The 20,109-nt window shown below is 72.6% G+C and carries 13 protein-coding genes, 2 tRNA genes and 2 pseudogenes; 6 read left to right on the top strand and 11 right to left on the bottom strand.

Features of this window, described 5'->3' with window-relative positions; genetic code table 11:
• Window positions 1–270: 270 nt before the first annotated feature.
• The 3 genes from EAO77_RS05115 to EAO77_RS05105 form a co-directional block, all read right to left on the bottom strand.
• Window positions 271–480 carry a DUF397 domain-containing protein gene (locus tag EAO77_RS05115; protein ID WP_147986905.1) on the bottom strand — a complete coding sequence of 70 codons (210 nt, stop codon included), beginning with the start codon at window positions 478–480 and terminating at the stop codon, window positions 271–273.
• A gap of 165 nt (window positions 481–645) precedes the next feature.
• The gene (locus EAO77_RS05110; RefSeq protein ID WP_147986904.1) at window positions 646–1,536 is read right to left on the bottom strand and encodes a helix-turn-helix domain-containing protein; all 891 of its coding nucleotides are present in this window, start codon (window positions 1,534–1,536) and stop codon (window positions 646–648) included.
• 224 nt (window positions 1,537–1,760) lie between these two features.
• Window positions 1,761–2,489, bottom strand: a complete 729-nt coding sequence (locus EAO77_RS05105; RefSeq protein ID WP_147986903.1) for a GOLPH3/VPS74 family protein — start codon at window positions 2,487–2,489, stop codon at window positions 1,761–1,763.
• Between the two features lie 246 nt (window positions 2,490–2,735).
• Between EAO77_RS05105 and EAO77_RS05100 the strand changes: the two genes are divergently transcribed.
• The 5 genes from EAO77_RS05100 (at window position 2,736) to EAO77_RS05080 (ending at window position 11,757) form a co-directional block, all read left to right on the top strand.
• Window positions 2,736–5,396, top strand: a complete 2,661-nt coding sequence (locus EAO77_RS05100) for a serine hydrolase (protein ID WP_261993803.1) — start codon at window positions 2,736–2,738, stop codon at window positions 5,394–5,396.
• Between the two features lie 311 nt (window positions 5,397–5,707).
• Window positions 5,708–7,564, top strand: coding sequence for an MFS transporter (locus EAO77_RS05095; RefSeq protein ID WP_147986902.1), 1,857 nt, complete (start codon window positions 5,708–5,710; stop codon window positions 7,562–7,564).
• A 129-nt stretch (window positions 7,565–7,693) separates the two neighbouring features.
• On the top strand, window positions 7,694–8,542 hold the full coding sequence (locus EAO77_RS05090; protein WP_187283118.1) for an adhesin: 849 nt from the start codon (window positions 7,694–7,696) through the stop codon (window positions 8,540–8,542).
• Window positions 8,543–9,062: 520 nt separating this feature from the next.
• Complete coding sequence (locus EAO77_RS05085) at window positions 9,063–11,189, top strand: hypothetical protein (protein WP_147986901.1); 2,127 nt, start codon at window positions 9,063–9,065, stop codon at window positions 11,187–11,189.
• Between the two features lie 331 nt (window positions 11,190–11,520).
• Entirely contained in the window at window positions 11,521–11,757 is a 237-nt protein-coding gene (locus EAO77_RS05080) for a hypothetical protein (protein ID WP_147986900.1), read from the top strand.
• A gap of 391 nt (window positions 11,758–12,148) precedes the next feature.
• Here the strand turns inward: EAO77_RS05080 and EAO77_RS05070 are convergent.
• From EAO77_RS05070 to EAO77_RS05040, 7 genes and pseudogenes are all read right to left on the bottom strand, one after another.
• A tRNA-OTHER gene (locus EAO77_RS05070) sits at window positions 12,149–12,248 on the bottom strand.
• 46 nt (window positions 12,249–12,294) lie between these two features.
• The gene (locus EAO77_RS05065) at window positions 12,295–12,807 is read right to left on the bottom strand and encodes a hypothetical protein (RefSeq protein WP_136242212.1); all 513 of its coding nucleotides are present in this window, start codon (window positions 12,805–12,807) and stop codon (window positions 12,295–12,297) included.
• 50 nt (window positions 12,808–12,857) lie between these two features.
• Window positions 12,858–13,100 (bottom strand): annotated as a pseudogene (locus EAO77_RS05060) (UTRA domain-containing protein); the annotation flags it as partial.
• Between the two features lie 58 nt (window positions 13,101–13,158).
• Window positions 13,159–13,231, bottom strand: a tRNA-Arg gene (locus EAO77_RS05055).
• Between the two features lie 254 nt (window positions 13,232–13,485).
• Window positions 13,486–14,952 (bottom strand): annotated as a pseudogene (locus tag EAO77_RS05050) (SulP family inorganic anion transporter); the annotation flags it as partial.
• An 8-nt stretch (window positions 14,953–14,960) separates the two neighbouring features.
• The gene (locus tag EAO77_RS05045; RefSeq protein WP_147986899.1) at window positions 14,961–15,557 is read right to left on the bottom strand and encodes a carbonic anhydrase; all 597 of its coding nucleotides are present in this window, start codon (window positions 15,555–15,557) and stop codon (window positions 14,961–14,963) included.
• 179 nt (window positions 15,558–15,736) lie between these two features.
• Window positions 15,737–16,120: a hypothetical protein gene (locus EAO77_RS05040; protein WP_147986898.1), complete on the bottom strand. Its 384-nt coding sequence runs from the start codon at window positions 16,118–16,120 to the stop codon at window positions 15,737–15,739.
• Window positions 16,121–16,721: 601 nt separating this feature from the next.
• Here EAO77_RS05040 and EAO77_RS05035 point away from each other — a divergent pair.
• The gene (locus EAO77_RS05035; protein WP_187283117.1) at window positions 16,722–18,461 is read left to right on the top strand and encodes a class I adenylate-forming enzyme family protein; all 1,740 of its coding nucleotides are present in this window, start codon (window positions 16,722–16,724) and stop codon (window positions 18,459–18,461) included.
• Between the two features lie 184 nt (window positions 18,462–18,645).
• On the opposite strand, the gene EAO77_RS05030 is transcribed toward EAO77_RS05035, so the two are convergent.
• A complete protein-coding gene (locus EAO77_RS05030) occupies window positions 18,646–19,935 on the bottom strand; it encodes a M6 family metalloprotease domain-containing protein (RefSeq protein WP_147986897.1) in 1,290 nt (429 codons plus the stop codon).
• Between the last annotated feature and the right edge of the window lie 174 nt (window positions 19,936–20,109).

Here is a 20,109-nt window from a genome sequence, read left to right as displayed (position 1 = left end):
GTCAAGAGCAGGTAAAATCGTTCGGGTTATTGACTTCGGTTCACGTACGTGACCGGCGAATGGGCGAAAAAGGGGCCGTACGGGTGGTGCCCGTACGGCCCGTGGATCATGAGGGCAGCGCCGAGCCCCCTCGGCCGGGACGGCGATCCAGTCGAGAGGGCTCTCGGTACTGCCGTGTGCTGTCGGGTCCGGAGGATGCCTTCGGGGGCTTCGCGGCCTCCCGCGGCGACGCGCCGGTCAGGGCGGCGTCGTGCCGGACGTGTGCGATGCTCAGTCGAGACCGAGCGGCTTCTGGGACACGTCGTCCACGAACGCGTTCCACGCGTCGGGGCGGAAGTTGATCGTGGGGCCCGCGGTCACCTTCGAGTCGCGCACGCAAATGGACCGCGTGACGGGGGACTTGACCTCGACGCAAGCGCCGTTGCCCGTGGAGTACGAGGACTTCGTCCAGGTCTCCGTGGCGCCCTGAATGATTGCCATGTTCGCTCCGCTTCGGCGAGTGGTGTGATGTGAGCCAACGTTCTTGCTGGCGTGATCGACGCTACTCGCCGACTGCGATCTCCGAGACAGGCATTCACTCGACCGGATGGCATATACCAGGCGACCCTTCCGTCACGCGCATCCGGTGGTGTACCTTGCCGCACTTCAGTCCGTGAACTCCGGGAATGCCGCCGAGGGCTCCTCCGCGTACTTCTTGGCGATCGTGCCGATGAACTGACGCGTCTGCTCCACGTTCAGGGCCTGGGCGCGCAGGTGCTCGTACATGACGCTGTACTTCTGGACGTCGTTCGCCTTCTCCAGGTACAGGTCGCTGGTGACGCCCTCGATGTAGACCACGCTGGAGTCCGACGTGTCCGGGAACTCCAGGATCGCGTACTGGCCGTTGATGCCCGGATGGGCGCCCATGTCGAACGGCAGCACCTGCACCGTCACATGGGGCTCGTGCGACAGCTCCACGAGGTGCTCCAGCTGCTCGCGCATCAACTGCCGGCTGCCCACCCGGCGGCGCAGCGCCGACTCGTCGATCACGGCCCACAGGCGCAGCGGGTTCTCGGCGTCCCTGATCCGTTCCTGGCGGCGCAGCCGCACGCTGACCCGCTTGTCGACGTCCGCGTGCGCGCTCTCCGGCAGCGCGCCGGTGATCAGCGCCTCCGCGTACTGCCGCGTCTGGAGCAGCCCCGGCACCACCTGCGGCTCGTAGACCCGCAGGCTCGCCGCGTCGGTCTCCAGGCCGATGTACACGCTGTAGGGGATGTCGCCGAACGCGTGCCACCAGCCCTGCTGCCGGGAGTCCTTGGCCATCTGCATCAGCGAGTCGACGATGCGGTGGTCCTCGACCTCGTACACCCCGCACAGATCACGGACGTCGCGCTGGCTGATCGAGCGGCGGCCGTTCTCCAGGCGGCTGATCTTCGACTGGGACACGAGCAGGCGCTCGGCGACCTCTTCCGCCGTCATGCCCTTCAGTTCCCTCAGCCGGCGCAGCTCCTGGCCCAACCGGCGCCTCCTGACAGTGGGATTGACGTTGGACGCCACGGAAACTGCACCTCCGGCTGCATTGCCTCGCGTTGCTCTGCGTATCTACTGCTCAGCAGATTGCCACCAATGGTCGTTCCTGCGCTGCGAAATGGCCACACGCGCGAACGCGCGGGACAGCCGTGAGGCTGTCCCGCGCGTTCCGTGCGGCTCCCGGACCGGGTCTTGGGGACGTCGGTGCGGCGGTGGGTGGTGCGAGTGGTCCCGGACGGGCCGCCCTCTGGTCAGTGGGCGGCGACGCGTGCCATGGAGCCGCCGTGCGGCTGCATGGGCACAGGTCCCGGCTGGCGGCCGGGGCCGCCCGTCGGCTGGTTGCGGCGCGGCTGTGCGCCCACGCCGTTCTGGACGTCCATCACGGCGTGCGCCACGAGACCGCCCATCGGGTCGTGCCGGATGAGGTCCCGCAGACGGGACCTCGAGGAACGCCCTTCGTTCCCCGGGTACAGGTGCTTGCCGAGACCGACCGCGTGGGCCAGTGCGGCGAGCGCCGCGGTCCGCGGGTCCGGCGGTACGCCGGTGCGGATCGCACTGTCGAGCCGGGCCCTGATGTCCCGGCTGATGGCCGTGTCCGTCGCCTGGTAGCGAGTCGTCGGCAGCACTCCGCACATCTGGCCCTCGACGGCATGCACCATGCCGCACCGTTCCAGATGCGAGAGATAGATCTGGCGCAGCCCCAGTCGGGGCCCGCCGATCCAGTGGACGGCCCGGACCGGACTGCCGCGTCTGCGCAGCAGTTCCAGTGCGGAGTCCAGAGTCGGATCTCCGGTCGGCCGTGGCATCACCACGGCGATACGATCCCCGTCAGGGGCTATCCGTCCTGCCAGGGCCAGCTCCACTAGCTGAGCTCCTGCCAGACCGAGGTCGAGCGACTGCGGCTGCGCTGTGGTACCCGTGGCCGGGTCCAGAGCGAGCAGCAGAAGCTCTTCCGGAAGTGTTCTGCGGCTCCTGCCCATCCATGCCTCCCCGCGTGGATGTCTGACAGGGTGACCCCTCTCACATTGGTCTGTCGAGAGGGCCTGGGTGCTTTGTTAGGGAACCGATAGGTATGTCGTTCTCGTCTAGCACCGGAGCCATGCGCTCACACAGGACACTGGTACATGGTTCGGACACGGCGAGTCCTCGGTGGCGAGGCTCGGCGCGGCAAGCGTAACGACACGCGTCGTACGGCGGACAGACGTACGGCGTACGACGCGTGGCACATGACTCATGGAGGAGGCACGGTGGCGGGCGAGTCCCCCGACAAGTCGGAGCAGCGGAAGTCGTCGGGGGAGACGACTGGGAGCGAGCGCGACCCGCGTCTCGCGATGTTCCGCGAGGATTCCCCGGCGTCTCCGGCCTCCTCGGAACCGTCGCCGCCGTCCGCGGCGGCGACGGACGAGCGCACGGCGGTCTTCCGCCTGCCTCCGCGCGACCGCGCGGAGGAGCCGGGCGCGGAGCCCGGCGCCGGCGCGGCGGCGTCCGCCGAGCCCGCCGGGCGGTCCTCCGCCGTGGCGGCCGACGGCGGTGCCGACGGCGAGGGCGAGGGCGAGGGCACGGCCGCGACCGCGGGCGACGGGGACGCCGACGCGGCGGCGGACGAGCCCGAGGCCGGGACCGGCGAAGGCGCGGCCGCTGACGGCGCGGAGAGCGACGCGGACGCGGAGACCGACGGCGAGGCGGGTCCGGACGAGGCCGAGGCCGGCTCCGAGGCGACCTCGGGCACGGATGCGAAGGCCGACACGGACGCGACGGCGGACGACGCGGGTGACGGCGACTCCGGTGCGACGTCCCCGTCCCCGGCCGGCGCCCCCGTGGGCGACGAGCGCCTGCGCGCGGCCGTGGCGGCGTGGGTGGCCACGGAGGACGACGCGGAGGACGGCGGCCCCGAGGCCACCGACACGACGCGGAAGGCGTCTCCCGAGGCCTCCGACGCCCCCGAGACCGCCGCCTCCGCGGACAGCGAGGAGGACGACGACGTCACCTCGTCCGAAGCCGAAGCCGAAGCCGAAGCCGAAGCCGAAGCCGAAGCCGAAGCCGGCCGAGCCTCCGCCGAGGACTCCGGCGCCGGCACCGCCCCGGCCGACGGGAACGCCCCGGCCGGAGCCGCCGGGACCGCCGAAGCCGACGCGTCCCCGGCCGACGACTCCGCCCCCGGCACCGGCGACGCCCCCGACGGGAGCGGCGACGACTCCGGCTCCGCGGGCGACGCCCCCGCCGTGCGCCCCGCGGTCGACCAGCCCACGACGGCGTTCAAGGCGCTGAAGCGCCCCGTGGTGGACCAGCCCACCACCGCGCTCAAGCTGCCCAAGCCCGCCACCGACCCCGACCCCGAGCCCGCCGCCGCAGCAGCAGCCGAGGCCGACGCCGAGCGCACCAGCACCTTCGTGCCCCTGCGCCGCGACGACGCCCGGCCCGCCGCGGCCAAGGCCGCGGGCAGCCGCCCGGGGCCCGCCGCGCCGGCCGCCTCCGCGGCCACGGCGAAGGCCGGTACGGCGAAGACGGGCACGGCGGACGCGGGCCCGTCTGCCGGTCCGTCCGCCGACGCGCCCGCCGCCTCGCTGACCGAGGCCGAGCGCACCAAGCAGCAGCCCATGCCGCCGCTCCCGCCGCTCGACCTGCTCGCCGAGCTGACGAACACCCCGCCGCCGCCGGAGACGCCGACCCGCACGGTCGTGCGCCGGATCAAGATCTGGACGCCGCTCGTCGCCCTGCTGCTGATCGTCTTCGCGATCGCGCAGGCGCTGCGTCCGCTCCCGCAGCCCGAGCTGACGCTGACCGCCGACGCGGAGTACACGTTCGACGGAGGGAAGCCGTCCCTCCCGTGGCCGGGCGAGGGCCAGGGCCAGATCGTCGTGTCCGGGGTCGGCGTCGTCGGCCAGTTCGGCGACGAGAAGCCCGTCCCGATCGCCAGCGTGACCAAGACGATGACGGCGTACATCATCATGCGCGACCACCCGCTCAAGCGGGGCGAGGACGGCGAGTCCATCCCGGTCGACGCCCTCGCGGAGAAGGAGGGCGGCTACGACGAGACCAACGACGAGTCGACCCTCAACACCATCAAGGAGGGCGAGACGATCTCCGTGCGCGACGCCCTCAGCGCGATCATGATTCCGTCCGCGAACAACGTCGCGCGGCTCGTCGCCCGCTGGGACGCCGGCTCCGAGGAGGCGTTCGTCAAGAAGATGAACGACACCGCCAAGGAGCTCGGCATGACGAACACGACGTACACCGACCCCTCCGGCCTCGACGCGACGACCGTCTCCACCGCGGCCGACCAGGTGAAGCTGGGCCAGGCCCTGGTGAAGAACAAGGCCATGGTCGACATCACCCGCGTGCAGGAGTGGTACGACCCGTCGGGCAAGCGCCACAGCAACTACAACACCCTGATGCCGAGGAACGGCGCGATCGGCATCAAGACCGGCTCGACCACCAAGGCCGGCGGCAACCTGCTCTTCGCCGCCTACAAGGACATCGGCGGGACGACCCAGACGATCGTCGGCGCCGTCCTCAGCCAGCACGAGGCGCCCATCCTGGAGACGGTCAACCGGGTCAGCGAGGAGGTCCTCGTGGCCACCCGGGAGGCGCTCCTGGAGCAGAAGGTCGTCAAGAAGGGCGATGTGGTCGGCTACGTCGACGACGGCCTCGGCGGGCAGACGCCCGTCGTGGTGACCAAGGACCTGACGATCGTCGGCTGGACCGGTCTCAAGCTGGAGGCGAGCATCACCGACGGCGGCAAGAAGCTGCCGCAGACCGCGAAGGCCGGCACGGTCGTCGGCAGTCTCACGGCGGGCACGGGCCCCGGCACCATAAGCGTCCCCGTCGCGCTCCAGCAGGACCTCCTGGAGCCCGGCTTCGGCGACAAGCTGACCCGGATCGGCTAGGCCGTGTCCGACACGGCCTGACCGGTACGCGTGGGCGTCCCCGGGATCCCGGGGACGCCCACGTGTTAGCGTCCCCGGGCAACTTCGGGGCCACCGGACGGCGTCCTTCCTCGCGGGAGCGAAGGAGCGAAGGAGCGAAGGAGCGAAGGCCCCGCCGTGAACGGCGGCGTCACCGCGCCACGCATCACGGCGGGCCGCGACGACGGCACCCCGCACGAGCAGCACCAGCACCACGAGCGGTAAGAGAAGTGACGTACGGACACGGCGTGCCCGGGGGACGGCCGGACAGGGACAGGACGGGGAGAGCCGCAGTGACCACCGCCGAGCCGACACACGCGGACAGCAGCAGCACCGGCGCCGGCGGCACCGCACAGGACGGCGGCGCGCCGCGCGGTCCGCGAATACCGCGATCCGCTCCCGGCAGCCCCTCCGGGAGCTCCGGCCCCGCGGACGGCTCCCGTGCCGTCGACCTCCTCCTGCACCCCGTCACACTGGCGACCGCCGCCGCCGCGGCCGTCCACCTGGCGTGGTTCTTCTTCTTCGCGAACAGCGGCGGCGACATCGCCGCGCAGGACGCCTGGGCGGAGTTCGTCGGCCGCCACCCCGACTCCGCGTACAACCTCGCCTGGTACGGCGGGATGCATCCCGTCTCGTACAGCGTGGTGTCCCCGTACCTGATGTCCGTCCTCGGGGTCCGGACGACGATGATCGTGGCGGGCACGGTGTCGGCCGCTCTGACCGCGCTGATCCTGACCCGGCTGAAGGCCGTGCGCAATCCGGTCGCCTGCGCTCTCGCCGGGGTGTTCGCGTTCCTGTGCAACGCGCTCTCCGGGCGGGTCACCTTCGGCCTCGGGATGATGTTCGCGCTCGCCGCGGTGGGCGCCGTCTTCTGCTGGCCGCACCGCTGGCGGCACAACCGCTGGGCGAAGGCGGCCGCCGCCGCGCCGCTCGCCGGTCTCGCGACGGCGGCCAGCCCGGTCGCCGGGCTCTTCCTCGGTGTCGTGGCCGCCGCCCTGTTCCTGACCGGCCGACGGCCGGGGGCGTACGCGCTGGGTCTCGCGCCGGTCGCCGTCGTCGGCCTGTCGGCCTGGCTGTTCCCGTTCTCCGGTACGCAGCCGATGTCGCTGGCCTCCACCTCGCTGCCGTTCGTCTTCGGCGTCCTCGTGCTGGTCCTCGTCCCGGCCGAGTGGCGCACGGTCCGCATCGCGGCCGGGGTGTACGCACTCGGCACCCTGCTGACCTGGCTGATCGACTCGCAGATCGGCTCCAACGTCTCGCGGCTCCCGATGCTGTTCGCCGGGGTGGTGCTCCTCGCGGCCCTCCCGTACACCGCACCGCGCTCGCGCAAGTGGTACGCCCTGGTGATCGCCTTCGCGGGCCTGAACTTCTGGATCGGCTTCAAGGGCGTCGACGACATCGTCCGCACGGCCCCCGCGGCATCCTGGAACCGGGAGCTCGCCCCCCTGGTGAACCAGCTCCAGAGCGTGGGCGCCGAACGCGGACGCGTGGAGGTCGTCCCCGAGAGCAGCCACCGCGAGGCGTCGGCCCTGGCCCCCTACGTCAACCTCGCCCGCGGCTGGAACCGGCAGGCCGACATGGAGCGCAACCCCCTCTTCTACGACGACGAGAAGCTCCTCGACGCCGCCACCTACCGCGCCTGGCTGGACCGCTGGGCCGTGCACCACGTCGTGCTGCCCAACGGCCGGCCGGACTCCAGCGGCGCGGTGCGCGAGGCCGAACTCGTCGCCGAGGGCCTGCCGTACCTGACCCGGGTGTGGGGCGACGCCAACTGGCAGCTGTTCGCCGTGAAGGACCCGGCCCCCCTCGCCGACCCGCCCGCGACCGTCCGCCACGCCGGCGCGGGCGAGATGACGATCCAGGTCCGGGCCGCGGGCCGGGTGCTGATCCGCGTCCCGTACTCCCCGTGGCTGAGCCTGGTCGACGAGGACGGCGAGAGCCTTCAGGGCCCGCAGGAGACCGAGGAGTCGAAGCTGCGGGAGGACGGGCCCAAGTCCTACGACAACCCCAACGGCTGCCTGCTGAAGGCGGAGGAGGACGACGAGGGCGACGAGTGGACGGAACTGCTCGCCCCCCGTGCCGGCGTCTACCGGCTCGCCGCGCCCTACCAGTTCCCGCGCGGGACACCGTGCCCCGACGAGCTCCGCTGACGCGGTTCCCGCCCCCGGGGCGGGCCCCGGATTCTTACCCGCGTTAACACTTATGCGCCCCGGCACGCTCGTGCATAGTGGAGCCGCTTTCGGCAAACCGATCAGTCGGTCAACGAGGTGCGGTGCATCATGGCGTACGAACAGAACGGCCACGGCGCGGGGCCTCGCCCTGCCCGGGACGGCGCGGGTCCGCGCCCCCTCCCGCGCGCCGCGACGGCGCTGACGGCGCTCGCGCTCGGCGTCACCCTCGGCGCCTGCGGCCCGCTCGACGACGGGCCGGCGGCCGGCGGTGCGCCGCAGGCGGGCATCGACCCCGGCCTCGACGAACTCGGTGGCGCCCCGCAGCGGATCGCGCCCTCCGCCGTCCCGTCCACCGCGCCCTCCCCGCCCCTGCCGAGCCCGCGGCCGAAACCCCCGTCCGYCTCCGCCCCGGCTCCCGCCGCGCCGCCGACACGCCGCCCGGGCCCCACGTACGAGGCATGGGCGGGCCCCGGCTGCGACGGAGGCGGCCACTACGACGAGGAGGGCCGCTACAGCGACGGCGAGGACGGCTGGTACACCGTGCGCTCCGGCGGCCACCGCGGCGACGGCTGCGACGGCCGCTTCACCGCGATCCCCATGTCGGGCGCCCGCGACGAGGACAGCGGGGGCCGCGCGACCTGGACCTGGTACGTGGGCAGCGGCTACCGCACCTGCACCGTCGCCGTCGTGGTGCCCGAGAGCGACCGCGCCGAGGACGTGGCGGGCCAACCGTCCACCTACCGCGTCCTGTCCGACCCGGGGGACCCGGACAGCGCCGTGCGCACCTTCGGGATCGACCAGACACGGCTGCGGGGCGAGGGCGTGGTCATCGAACGCGTCCCCGTCCACGACCAGCGGCTGACCGTCCAGCTCGTCGACCGCGGCCAGGACTGGGGCCGCGGCCGCAAGGGCGCCCATCACGCGGCCGCCCAGATGCGCGCCGAGTGCGGTCCCTGAGACCGCGGCCCAGCGCCCCTGCCCTCCCGACCCGGAACGGCCGTCCGTACCCGGGCTCTATGACAACCTTCCTCCACACCGGCATCGCCCCGGCCCTGATCGCCCTCGGCGCCACCGCCTGGTTCACCACCCGCCTCCGCGGCGCCCACGGCTGACCCGGCCCGGACCGCCCCAGCGACCCTTCGCCGCGCCGGCCCCGCTGCCGTACCCGCGCGAACTGCGCTCCTCCACCGGCCGGTTCACCGATCGGCGGCGGGCCGCACCGGGACCGGGCGACCGTGAAGGAGAACGGCAGGCACAGGTCCGTACAACCCTGGGTGCAGGCCGCGAGTCGAAGAGACCGGTGCCCGCCGCGCCGCGCACCGCGTGCGGCCGGGCGTCGTCAAACACGCGTCACAAAAACCTCGTTCCAGAATATTCCTCGCATCGGGCGTACAACCGTTCGGTCGTTTCTCCGGTCTTGTGGGTGTGCCGTTCTCCGGCGCACTCGTCCGTCCTTCACCGAGGAGGCCCCACTCCCATGCCGCGCGCACGCGTCCGCACCCCCCGGCTCCGGCTGACCGCCGCCGTCGCCGTCGCTCTGGCCGCGACGGCCGCCGGAACCGTCGCCGCCCCGGCAGCCTCCGCCGCGCCCGCCCCCGCCGTGGCGCCGGCGGTCGCGCAGGACGTCACGCCGTTCCCGGCGGGCGGCACGCTCGTCAGCGCCGGTCGGACCGGCTTTCTCGCGAAGGCGGGTACCGGCGAGGCACCGTACTTCTGGACCGGGTACGACGGCACCGTCACCGCGCTGCCCGGCTCGCACTACGTCGGAGCGGCCGGCACCGACACGATCGTGCTCGTCGGCGAGAACGGCACGCACACCCTGCGCGACATGGGCACGGACGCCGAACCGGTCGTCATCACCACCCCCGGCACGGTCCACGGCGTCACGGGCTCGACCCTGGTGACGTCGCAGGCGAGCGGGTTCCACCTGGTGAGCAAGGAGGGGGACGAGGTCGTCAGCCGCCAGGTCACCGGCCTGCCCTCGGGCTCGTCGAGCGTCCACAACGTCGGAGCGGGCACGTTCACGGTGGTGACCAACGGCGTGCTCCTCTCCCTGGTGGACGTCACCACGGCCTCGGCGGTCGCCACCGTCGAGGCCGACAACAGCGTTCTGGGATTCGAGGCCGTCGCCGGGTCGCCGACCCACCTCGCCTGGTACGACTACACACCCGCGGACGACGGCGGGCACTTCCACCTCCTCGACCGCAGGACGGGCCAGGAGCGGATCGTGGCCGAGGGCAACGGGTCCTCCGCGCCGGCCCTTTCGGACGGCTGGCTGGCCCTGCTGAACACCAGCAGCCCCGCCGGACGGCCGCTCCTCCTCCACTCGCTGACGGACGGCCGGAGTCTGCGCGTCCTCGACCGCGCGGACGAGGTGAGGGCCGGAGCCGACGGCACGTTCCTCGTGCGGGGCAACCTCGCGCGCGAGGACGGGATCTACCGGGTCTCCGTCGGCGAGGACGGCGCGCCCACCGCGGAGCTCGTGGCGAGCGGCGGACGCCTCGCGGACCTGGCCGTGACCCACGCCTCGGTGCCGACGACCGTCGACTTCGACGGCGAGGACGACCGGGCCGAGATCGCCTGGGATTTCAACCACCCCGTGGCGATCTCGTTCACGCTGACCCACACGGCCACCGGACGGCAGCGGACCCTCGCCTACCACACCGGTTCCCAGCCCGGATACCGCTTCCACTGGAGCGGCGACGGCGGCTACTGGGGCGCAGCCGACTACAGCGGTACGTACACCTGGAAGATGACGGCCGAGGAGACGCGGAACGTCGGACCGGGCATCGAGCGGACCGGCACCCTCACCGTGAACCGTCCCCCGGTGGGGCGCGACCACGACGCCAACGGATCCCCGGACGTCCTCGTCCGCGACGGCGACGGCGGGCTCTGGGCGTACGACAGCAAGCAGCTGCGCCACAAGCAGGATCCCGCGGCCCTGACCCCGACCGTCCTCGGCACCGGCTGGAACACGTACACGCTCATGGCGGCACCCGGCGACCTCGGCGGCTCCGCCGCGGACGACATCGTCGCCCGCGACCGCGACGGCGTCCTCTGGCTCCACCAGGGTGACCAGCAGAAGCTGCTCCCGCGGACCAGGGTCGGCGGCGGCTGGCAGATCTACAACAAGATCACCGGCGGCTCCGACCTCAACGGCGACGGGCGTGGCGACCTCCTCGCCACCGACACCTCCGGCGTCCTGTGGTTCTACGCCTCCACCGGAGACACCGAGACCCCCTTCAAGACCCGCGCGAGGGTCGGCGGCGGCTGGGGCATCTACAACCTCATCACCGCCCCGGGCGACATCGCGGGCGCCTCCGGCGGCGATCTCCTCGCCCGTGACACCTCCGGCACCCTGTGGCTCTACCTGGGCAAGGGCGACGGCACCTTCACCGCCCGCCGCGAGGTCGGCGGCGGCTGGCAGCAGTTCAGCCACCTCACCCCCGTCGGCGACGAGAACAAGGACGGCCGCCCCGACCTGTACGCGATCGGCCCCAACGGATCGCGGTACTACCAGGCCACGGGCTCCGTGGACCGCCCCTTCGGCACCCCCGTGCAGCTGCTCCTGCGCACCGACTCCACCTTCAAGACCCTCTTCTGACCCCAGCGGGCACCCACCCGCCACGGCTGCCGCAGGCCCCGGACCAAGATCGGTCCGGGGCCTGCGCGCCTGCGCCCCGGACCGGAGCGAACCCGCCGGACTCGGATCCCGGAGTGCACACCTCGGCGTCACGTCGGAGGGTGCTCCCCTCCTCTGTGGCCCCCTCGGAGTGCGAACCTGCGACCCCGCCGCAGGGCACCCTGCCACGAGTGCGACAGCTGGGCATTCCCGTCCGGGTGACATGAAATCGATTCGACCCCGGCGGCCCACCAGGCGCCTCTATGGTGCGTCTCGCTCTCGCACACTCGGCTCACCAAGGAGACGACACAGCATGGCGACACCGCCGGGTCAGCAGCCTGCCCAGCCGTACGGGCAGCCCCCGACCATCATCATCAACAACAGCAGCTCCGCCGTGGCATCCGCCTCGTCGGTCATCGGCGGGGCGGGCCCCAGACGCCGCCGTCAGTCGCTGTGGGTCCACTTCTGGCTGCTCCTGCTCACCGCGGGCATCGGGAACGTCCTCTACGGGATGCACGTGAGTCGCTGGAACCGGGACAGGGGTCTCTGACCACCGACTTCCCGCACGGAGGCGGCACGGTCGCAACCACCCAGAGGTCAGGAACCGTCCGAGCGGCCCTCTGCATCGGGCGTCATCACAGGCACCGGGACCGGACGGGAACCGTTGGCCAAGGACTCGGCGCCGGCCATACCGACCAGTGACGCGGCCACGGCGGGCCGTACCGGTACCGGCGGCGGCCCTCCGCACTCCATCGTGGCCCGGAAGGCGCGCGGTACCCGTACGGTGCCCTCGGCTCCGCGTACCACGGGTCTTCCGAACTCCCCTGCGTTCCAGCCGGTTTCCCACCGCGCAAACCCATCAGACGGCCGTCGGTCCGCGCCGTTGTCTGCTGTGGATGCCGAAGGCCCGGACCATGATCGGTCCGGGGCCTTTTCGCTTGTGCCCCCGGCAGGATTCGAACCTGCGACACCCGCTTTAGGAGTTCGATCTACGGTCGCTCCTGGTGCCGTGGTCGGCTGGTCCGGTGGCCGTCCGGGGGCGCTGGCGTATGCGTGCGTGCAGACCCGTTGATGTCAGCCGTGGATGTCAGGAATGAACGTTGACCTGGCAGGTCTCGTGGCGGCACCCGTCGTCCCGCCGGTGGAGCCGTCGGAGATCGTCCAGAACTCCGCCGGGGAAGTCGTGCTGTACCCACTTCTTCCGGTAGCCGGCCTCCCCGTGCAGCCGCAACACCGTCTCGGCGGCCTCAAGCACCACATGGCCTACGGCAGCACGGGGCTGACTGGAACTCCAGCAGAGGGTGCCCTCGTTATCGGGGGCATTCCAGCTCTGGGACATGTCCCGGAATCGGTAGATGGTGATCTCCACATTTGCCCCCTGGCGTTGGAGTCGCCACCTCACCTCGGCGGGTTCGAGGTCGAAGGAGACGCGCGCGGCATCGGCTGCTCCGTAGAGACTCACCACCGCGCACAAGAAGTCGGACAGAGCATCGGTGCAATAGCTGACGATGTCCGCCCTCTCCGACGTGGCGTCGGCAATCCGATACCTTGCCCACCCAGAGCCGGTCAGCTCCCAGCTGAATCGAAGATCACCCGTCATCCCATGCCCTCCCGTGCCGGTCACGAGACCGTACCGCCAGTGGCGAGGACTCAAGGGCGGATGGGGATCTCATAGACGATCTCGCAGTGAGCCGCGGGCACCACGATGTCCGCCGTTTCGACGGGCCTACCGTCGTCGCTGTAGTACGTCCGTCGGATGTGTGTGACCAGTGCGGCCTTCTGGATGCCGAGTAGCGACGCCTCCTCGGCGGTCGCCTGCCTGGGCTCCGGCTGCTCCACGGCGTGGCTGACCGTGATGCCGATCGCGGCCATGCGGTTCACGACGCCCGCGCCTGTCAGCCGTGGATGTCAAAGGCCCCGGACCATGATCGGTCCGGGGCCTTTGCGCTTGTGCCCCCGGCAGGATTCGAACCTGCGACACCCGCTTTAGGAGAGCGGTGCTCTATCCCCTGAGCTACGAAGGCGGAGCGGCCTGAAGCCCGGGAGGGCCGGGCCGCCGCCGGTACCGGTACGGCCCGCCGTGGCCGCGTCACTGGTCGGTATGGCCGGCGCCGAGTCCTTGGCCAACGGTTCCCGTCCGGTCCCGGTGCCTGTGATGACGCCCCGCCACTGGCGGTACGGTCTCGTGACCGGCACGGGAGGGCATGGGATGACGGGTGATCTTCGATTCAGCTGGGAGCTGACCGGCTCTGGGTGGGCAAGGTATCGGATTGCCGATGGGGGAGGGGCCGGTCAGGCGGACCGGTTCCGTGCCCGTGGTGCTGTGGCGGGCCGCCCAGGCCTCCAGGGCGGTGCGGCAGGCGTGGTCGAGGTGGTGGAGGCCGGAGAGGTCGAGTTCGACGGGGCGGTCCTGGGGGAGGGCCTCCAGACTGTCGAGTATCTTCGGCAGGCGCAGGAAGGTGGCGTTCCCCGACAGGTGGGCCTGTACGGGGCCGGCGCCCTTGTCTATGACCTCCAGCCGGATGTGGGAGGCCTCCCAGGCGGCCTTGACCACCGAGAGGGCCAGTCCGATCAGGACGCCCTCGAACATGTTGACCGCGACGATGGACGCGGCCGTGACCACCAGGATCAGCGCCTCGCCCCGGTGATCGCGCCACAGACCGGCGATCGACCGCAGCGGGATGAGCTTGAAGCCCGCGTGGATCAGGACACCGGCGAGGGCCGGCAGCGGGATCAGCGCCAGGGCGGACGGCAGCAGTGCCGCGAACAGCAGCAGCCACACCCCGTGCATCACCCGGGACGCCTTCGTCCGTGCGCCTGCCCGGACGTTGGCCGAGCTGCGCACGATCACCGCGGTCATGGGCAGGGCGCCCAACAGGCCGCACACGGTGTTGCCGGCGCCCTGGGCGACGAGTTCCCTGTCGTAGTCGGTCCGGGGACCGTCGTGCAGCCGGTCCACGGCCGCCGCGCTGAACAGGCTCTCCGCCGAGGCGATCAGGGTGAACGCGACGACGGTTCCCAGCAGGCCGAAGCCCAGCAGCCCGGCGAACGCGTCGGGCGAGGGCGGCTGGACGGCGTCGAACAGGCCCTCCACCTCGACGGTCGCCACCGGCAGGCCGAACGCGAGGGACACGAGGGTGGCGAGCACGACCGCCGCCAGTGCCGCGGGGACGGCGCGAAGCGGCCGGGGCAGGCGGCCCCACAGCACCAGCACGGCGACGGTCGCCGCGCCGAGCGCCAGCGAGGTGAGGGCACGGCTGTCGCCGGTCGCCCCGGCGAGCGTGCCGGGCAGCGCGGTCAGCTTGTCCAGGCCGGACGCCGGGGCCGGCAGCCCCGCCGCCGCGTACAGCTGACCGGCGATGAGCACCAGGCCGATGCCGGCGAGCATGCCCTCGACGACCGACACGGAGATGGCCCGGAACCAGCGCCCCCACTTCAGGCCGCCCATGGCGAGCTGGAGCACTCCGGCCGAGAGCACGATCACCCCGAGGGCGGGCAGCCCGAACTGCTGGACCGCCTCGAAGACCAGCACGGTCAGTCCGGCGGCGGGGCCCGAGACCTGGAGGCTGCTGCCGCGCATCATGCCGGTGACGAGTCCGCCGACGATGCCGGTGATCAGCCCGAGCTCCGCGGGGACGCCGGATGCCACGGCCACCCCCACACAGAGGGGGAGGGCCACGAGGAAGACGACGAGCGAGGCGGCGAAGTCCTGCCGCAGGTGGGGGAACCGGCCCGTGCGGTCCACGGTGGCGCTCACAGCGCGAGGAAGGCGTCGGTGTGGGCGTCGTGCGCGAGGACGCGGCCCGTGTGCACCTCGTAGAACCAGCCGTGCAGGCGCAACCGGCCCGCGGCGAGGCGCTGTTCGACGGACGGGTACGTGCGCAGCCGCAGCAGCTGCGTCAGGACGTGCGTCTGCACGGCCGAGGTGACGGCGGGGTCCTCCGCGGACCCCGGCGGCAGCACGGATGCGGACTCCTGGGCGAGCCAGTCGCGCACCGCGGGGACGGCGGAGAGGTCGTCGCCGCGGACCAGGGCGCCGACGGCGCCGCAGTGCGAGTGGCCGCAGACGACGATGTCGGTGACGCCGAGGACCTCCACGGCGTACTCGACGGTCGCCGCCTCGCCGGTCGGCCGGCCGGAGCCGTGCGGGGGGACGATGTTGCCGGCGGAGCGCAGCTCGAAGAGCTCGCCGGGCCGGGCGCCGGTGATCAGGGCGGGCACGACCCGGGAGTCCGAGCAGGTGATGAAGAGGACCTGGGGCGTCTGGCCGTCGGCGAGCCGGGCGAGTTCCGCGGGGCGTTCTGCGGACCGGCGGCCGAATGAGCGGGCGTGGTCGATCAGCGGTTGCATGGCAGTTGTTCCTCCTGGCGCGCCGGTGGGGGGCGCGTCGGTGTGTACGAGTCAGGGCCGCAGGCGGGCACGGCGGAGCGACCCCGTGCGGGCGCCGGGCGGACGCGGTGGCGCGTCGGGCGCGTGGCGTGGGGCTGGTGACGGATGAGTCGCTTCGCGGGCTCGTGCCGCAGGTCAGCTCAGCAGCGGAACACCTGGAGTGCGGGCAGCGAACGGCCGGTCGGGGGTCTCGGCTCGTCCGCCGACGGCAGACGGCCCGGCGGCTGCGGCACCGGAGAGGCCGCGGACGCGCGCACCAGGTGGTGGACCGTCCTCGGCGTCAGGTCGCCCGGGCCGCGTGCGCGGTCGCGCCGGGACCAGTCGACCGGGTCGGTGGGCTGGTCCTTGCCGCGGCAGTGGACCGTTTCCTCAGCGACCCGCTCGGGGTGGTGGTGGCGCTCCGGAAGTCCGGGCGCGGTGGCGGCGTGCGCGGACAGGGCCGGCGTCGTGGGGGCCGGGAACAGCAGGGCGGCGAGCACGAACGCCAGGAGGACGCACGCCGAGCGAGGCGTCGCACGGTGCATGGTGCGCTCCCTCCGCCGGAGTGGGTGTCTCCTCCTTGCTTTTCCAGGAAGCTAACACGCGTAAATTGCATGAAGCGTTAACTTTGAGTGAAGGCGCTGAAAGGCGCGCGAACGAATGGCCTGAATTCATCTCCACGGGTCAATCGGGGGGGCACCCGGGCGCACTCCGCCCGGGCGGGTGGATGGCTGGATCACGCCGTTCACGAGGGAATATGCCGCCGGGCATTTCTTTCGGTCGGCGGGGTGCGGCCGTCCTGTGAAGCGCCGGGGAATGCGATGTGCGCGGCGTCGGGGAGAGGGGCAGGGGAATGCGGATTCGCACATGCGCACGATCGGATGAGGGGTAAAGGCGGTCGGCGTGCGGAAGGCGCCCCGTCTCCGTGGCACGGGCGACTGCCCTGCCCGCAGGGCGCGTGTCCGCGCCCGCCCGCAGGGACGGGCTGGTCTTGCCCCTGCCGTCCGCGTGCGCATAGCGTCGCCCGCGTGGTGAGCCGGACCCGCGAGCCGGCGCCTCGGGCCGGGGCCGAACCGGCTGAGAGACCGGTGCCGGGACGGCGCCGGGAGAACCGGTGCCCAGACGGCGCCGAGAGAGGGGCCGGCGTTGCCGCACTCCGAGACGTCCGACCCGGTGGTCGCCCGCCTCACCGCGCCCGGAGCGCCGTTCGCCGTGGTGCGCGGCGAGGGCGGCGCCCTGGAGTACGCGAGCGGGCCGCGGACACTGCGCGAGTTCGCCGAGACCACGTGGGCGTACGGCGATCGGCCTTTCCTCGTCGCGGAGAGTCGGGTCCTGACCTACGGCGACTTCTTCGCCGCGGCGAGCGCGCTCGCGTGCCGGTTCGCCGGGGATTACGGGCTCGTGCCCGGCGACCGGGTCGCCATCGCCATGCGCAACCACCCCGAGTGGCAGATCGCCTTCTGGGCCACGCAGTTGGCGGGGCTCGTCGCCGTCCCCCTCAACGCCTGGTGGACCGAGCCGGAACTGGCGTACGCGCTGGACGACTGCACTCCCCGGCTGCTGCTCGTGAACGGGGAGCGCCTGCCGCGGGTGGACGCCTGGCGGCGCCGCACGGGTGCGCGGTGCGTGGTCTTCCACGGGGACCGGCCGCAGGCCGGGGAGGGCGAACGTCCCGAAGAGGTCGAGCACTACGAGGACTTCCCGGCGCCCGACCCGCTCGCGGCGCCCCCCGCCGTGGACGTCGCCCCCGAGGCGGACGCCACGATCATCTACACGTCCGGCACCACGGGCCGCCCCAAGGGCGCCGTCGCGACCCAGCTCGCGCAGGCCGGGGCCACCGTCCATCCGAGGTTCCACGCGACCGCCGCCGCCCTCGCGCGCGGCGCGGTCCCGGGGCAGGGCCCGTCCCCGGTCACCCTGATGACGTTCCCGTTCTTCCACGTCGCCGCGTTCACCACGCTCTACGCGATGATGGGGGTCGGCGGCACCCTCGTCCTGATGCGGCGCTGGGACGCGGACAGGGCCCTCGCCCTCGTCGGCGAACACCGGGTCACCCACTACTCCGGCGTGCCGACCACCGCTCTCCAACTGCTCGACGCCGCCCGGAAGGCGGGGGCGGGCCTGGAGACGCTCACCCATCTCAACACCGGCGGCGCCGCGCCCCCGCCGGACCTCGTGGGACGGCTGACGGCGGCGTACGGACGGCGGATCGAACCGCGCAACGGGTACGGGCTCACCGAGACCAGCGGCGGGATGCTCGCCGTGTTCGGCGACGGCTACCGCGCCCACCCCGGCAGCGTCGGCCGTCCGGCGCCGGCCGTGGAGACGCGCATCGCCGGCCCGTCGGGCGAGGCCCTGCCCGACGGCGAGGTCGGGGAACTGTGGATCCGGGGGCAGGGGGTCGTCCGCGGCTACTGGCGCGACCCGGTCGCGAGCGCCGCCGCCTTCCACGAGGGCTGGTTCAGGACCGGGGACCTGGCCACGCGCCGCGACGGGCTGATCAGCATCGTGGACCGGCTCACGGACATGATCGTCCGCGGCGGCGAGAACGTGTACTGCGTCGAGGTCGAGGCCGCCCTGCACGGCCACCCCGATGTCGCCGACTGCGCCGTGCTGGGCGTGCCGCACCCGGAACTGGGCGAGGAGGTGGCGGCCGTGGTCCGCCTGCGGCCGGGTGCCACGGCCGGTCCCCGTGAGCTGCGCGAGCACGTCGGCGGCCTGCTCGCCGCGTTCAAGGTGCCCGCGCACGTGGTGCTGCGCGACGATCCGCTGCCGCGCAACGTCACCGGCAAGATCCTCAAGCGGGAGCTGCGGGAGCTGCGGGCGCTGGCGGGCGCCGTACGCGGTGCCGGCGACGAGACCGGCGCACGCTCCCCGGCCAGCTGACCCCGCGGGCGACGAGACCGGTGGGCGAGCCGCCCCCGCTGACGCCGCGGGCGAGGAGACCGGCCCACGGATTCCGGGCCGCTGGTACCCGGCGGGCGAGGAGACCGGCCCACGGCCTCCGGTCCGCCGACGCCGCCGGCGGACGGGTGCCCGCCCGCCGCCACCCCGTCGGCGGAGGGCTGGTTCAGGAGCGGGTGACCCGTACGCGGTAGGTGCCGTCGTCCTCGCCGACGACGACGATGCGCACCCCGTTCCTGCTGTCGGTGAACGTCTCCCCGACCTGGTAGGGCGCGTCCGACAGTTCGGCGTGGACGTTGGGGCTGCGGGTGCAGCCGCCGCTGTCGGGCTCGCTGTCCTCGACGGTCACCGGGCCCTGGCCCGTGTCCACGTTGCTGCGCACGTGGTAGACGAGCACGCCCGGTTCGCAGACGGCGTCGTCGTTGCCCTCCCGGGTGCGCACCTCGATCGCGTAGCCGGAGTCCTCGCCGAGCGGCACGATCGCCATCTTGGAGCCGCCGGTGACGGCGAGCGGGGTGAGCGCGTACTCGGTGGTGCCGGGCGCGGCGGCGCACCGGATCTGGTCGTTGTCCAGCCAGCCCAGCTTCCACTTGTGCCAGCCGAGCAGATCGTTGTTGGCCCCCCAGTCCTCGGACATGATGTCCCAGTGGCCGACGGCGCCGCCGCCCTGCGCCGTGTAGAGGTCGGGAAGCCCGAAGACATGGCCGTTCTCGTGCGGCAGGACGCGGTAGCCGGTCTCCTCGTACGATCCGGAGCCGTCGTCCTGGCGGCTGTACACGAAGGACGTGTTGGCGAGCGGCACCCCGTCCGCGTGCGGTGCCTCGTCGTTGCCGGAGAAGGTCACGGACAGCACGGTGTCCAGCGCGGAGGGGCCGGCGTTCGGGGTGACGAGCACATTGACCAGGTCGTAGGCGCTGAAGTCGACCTCCGGGTCCGCGACCTCGACGAGGTCCTCGACGAGGGCCCGGTAGCCGGGTTCGTAAGGGGAGCCCCGGTCCAGCCCGTACTCCGCGAACGGCTTCGGCATCCGCAGCCAGTCCTCGACCGGGGCGTGGGGGCGGTAGGCGAGCCGGCCGTACGAACTGGTCCTGAACCACTCGGAGGTCTGCGGGAAGAACTCGGCGAGCCGGTCCAGCGCCGCCCCCTCGCCCTCCGCGTCGGGGAAGTCGATCATCAGGTTGAGGGCGCTGACCTCGCCGGTGGAGCGGGTGTATCCGGCGGGGGTGGGGAGGCCCTCCGACATCTGCACACCCAGGACCGAGGGGATGCGGCACGGGCCGAGCCCGGTGGAGTCCGGAGCGGCGACCGGTCCCGCCGACGCCCGTGTGGAGACGGGGAGCGTCGCACTCGCCGTGGTGAGCCCCGCGAGCGCGAGCGCGGCGAGGGCGGCGAGAGGGCCGAGGCGGTGGGACCGGCGGCCGTTCCGGCTGCGTATCCGGTGGCGGGGCTGCTGCATGCGTTCGCCTTCGGGGCCGCGGCAGCAGGCCGGACCCTGGCTGCGCTCTGTCGATCAGCCTGGGCCGGAGGGGTGCGCGGCGCGCGCCGGGTGGGCCGATCGGGGCGTCTTTGCGGCGCGGGGGATTGAGATCGTCATGAGTGACGCAGGTCACATCGGGCTCGGGAAATAACC

The sequence above is a fragment of the Streptomyces sp. T39 genome (genome assembly GCF_008042045.1).
Lineage (GTDB): Bacteria > Actinomycetota > Actinomycetes > Streptomycetales > Streptomycetaceae > Streptomyces.
This window is presented reverse-complemented; position numbering and strand designations above follow the sequence as displayed.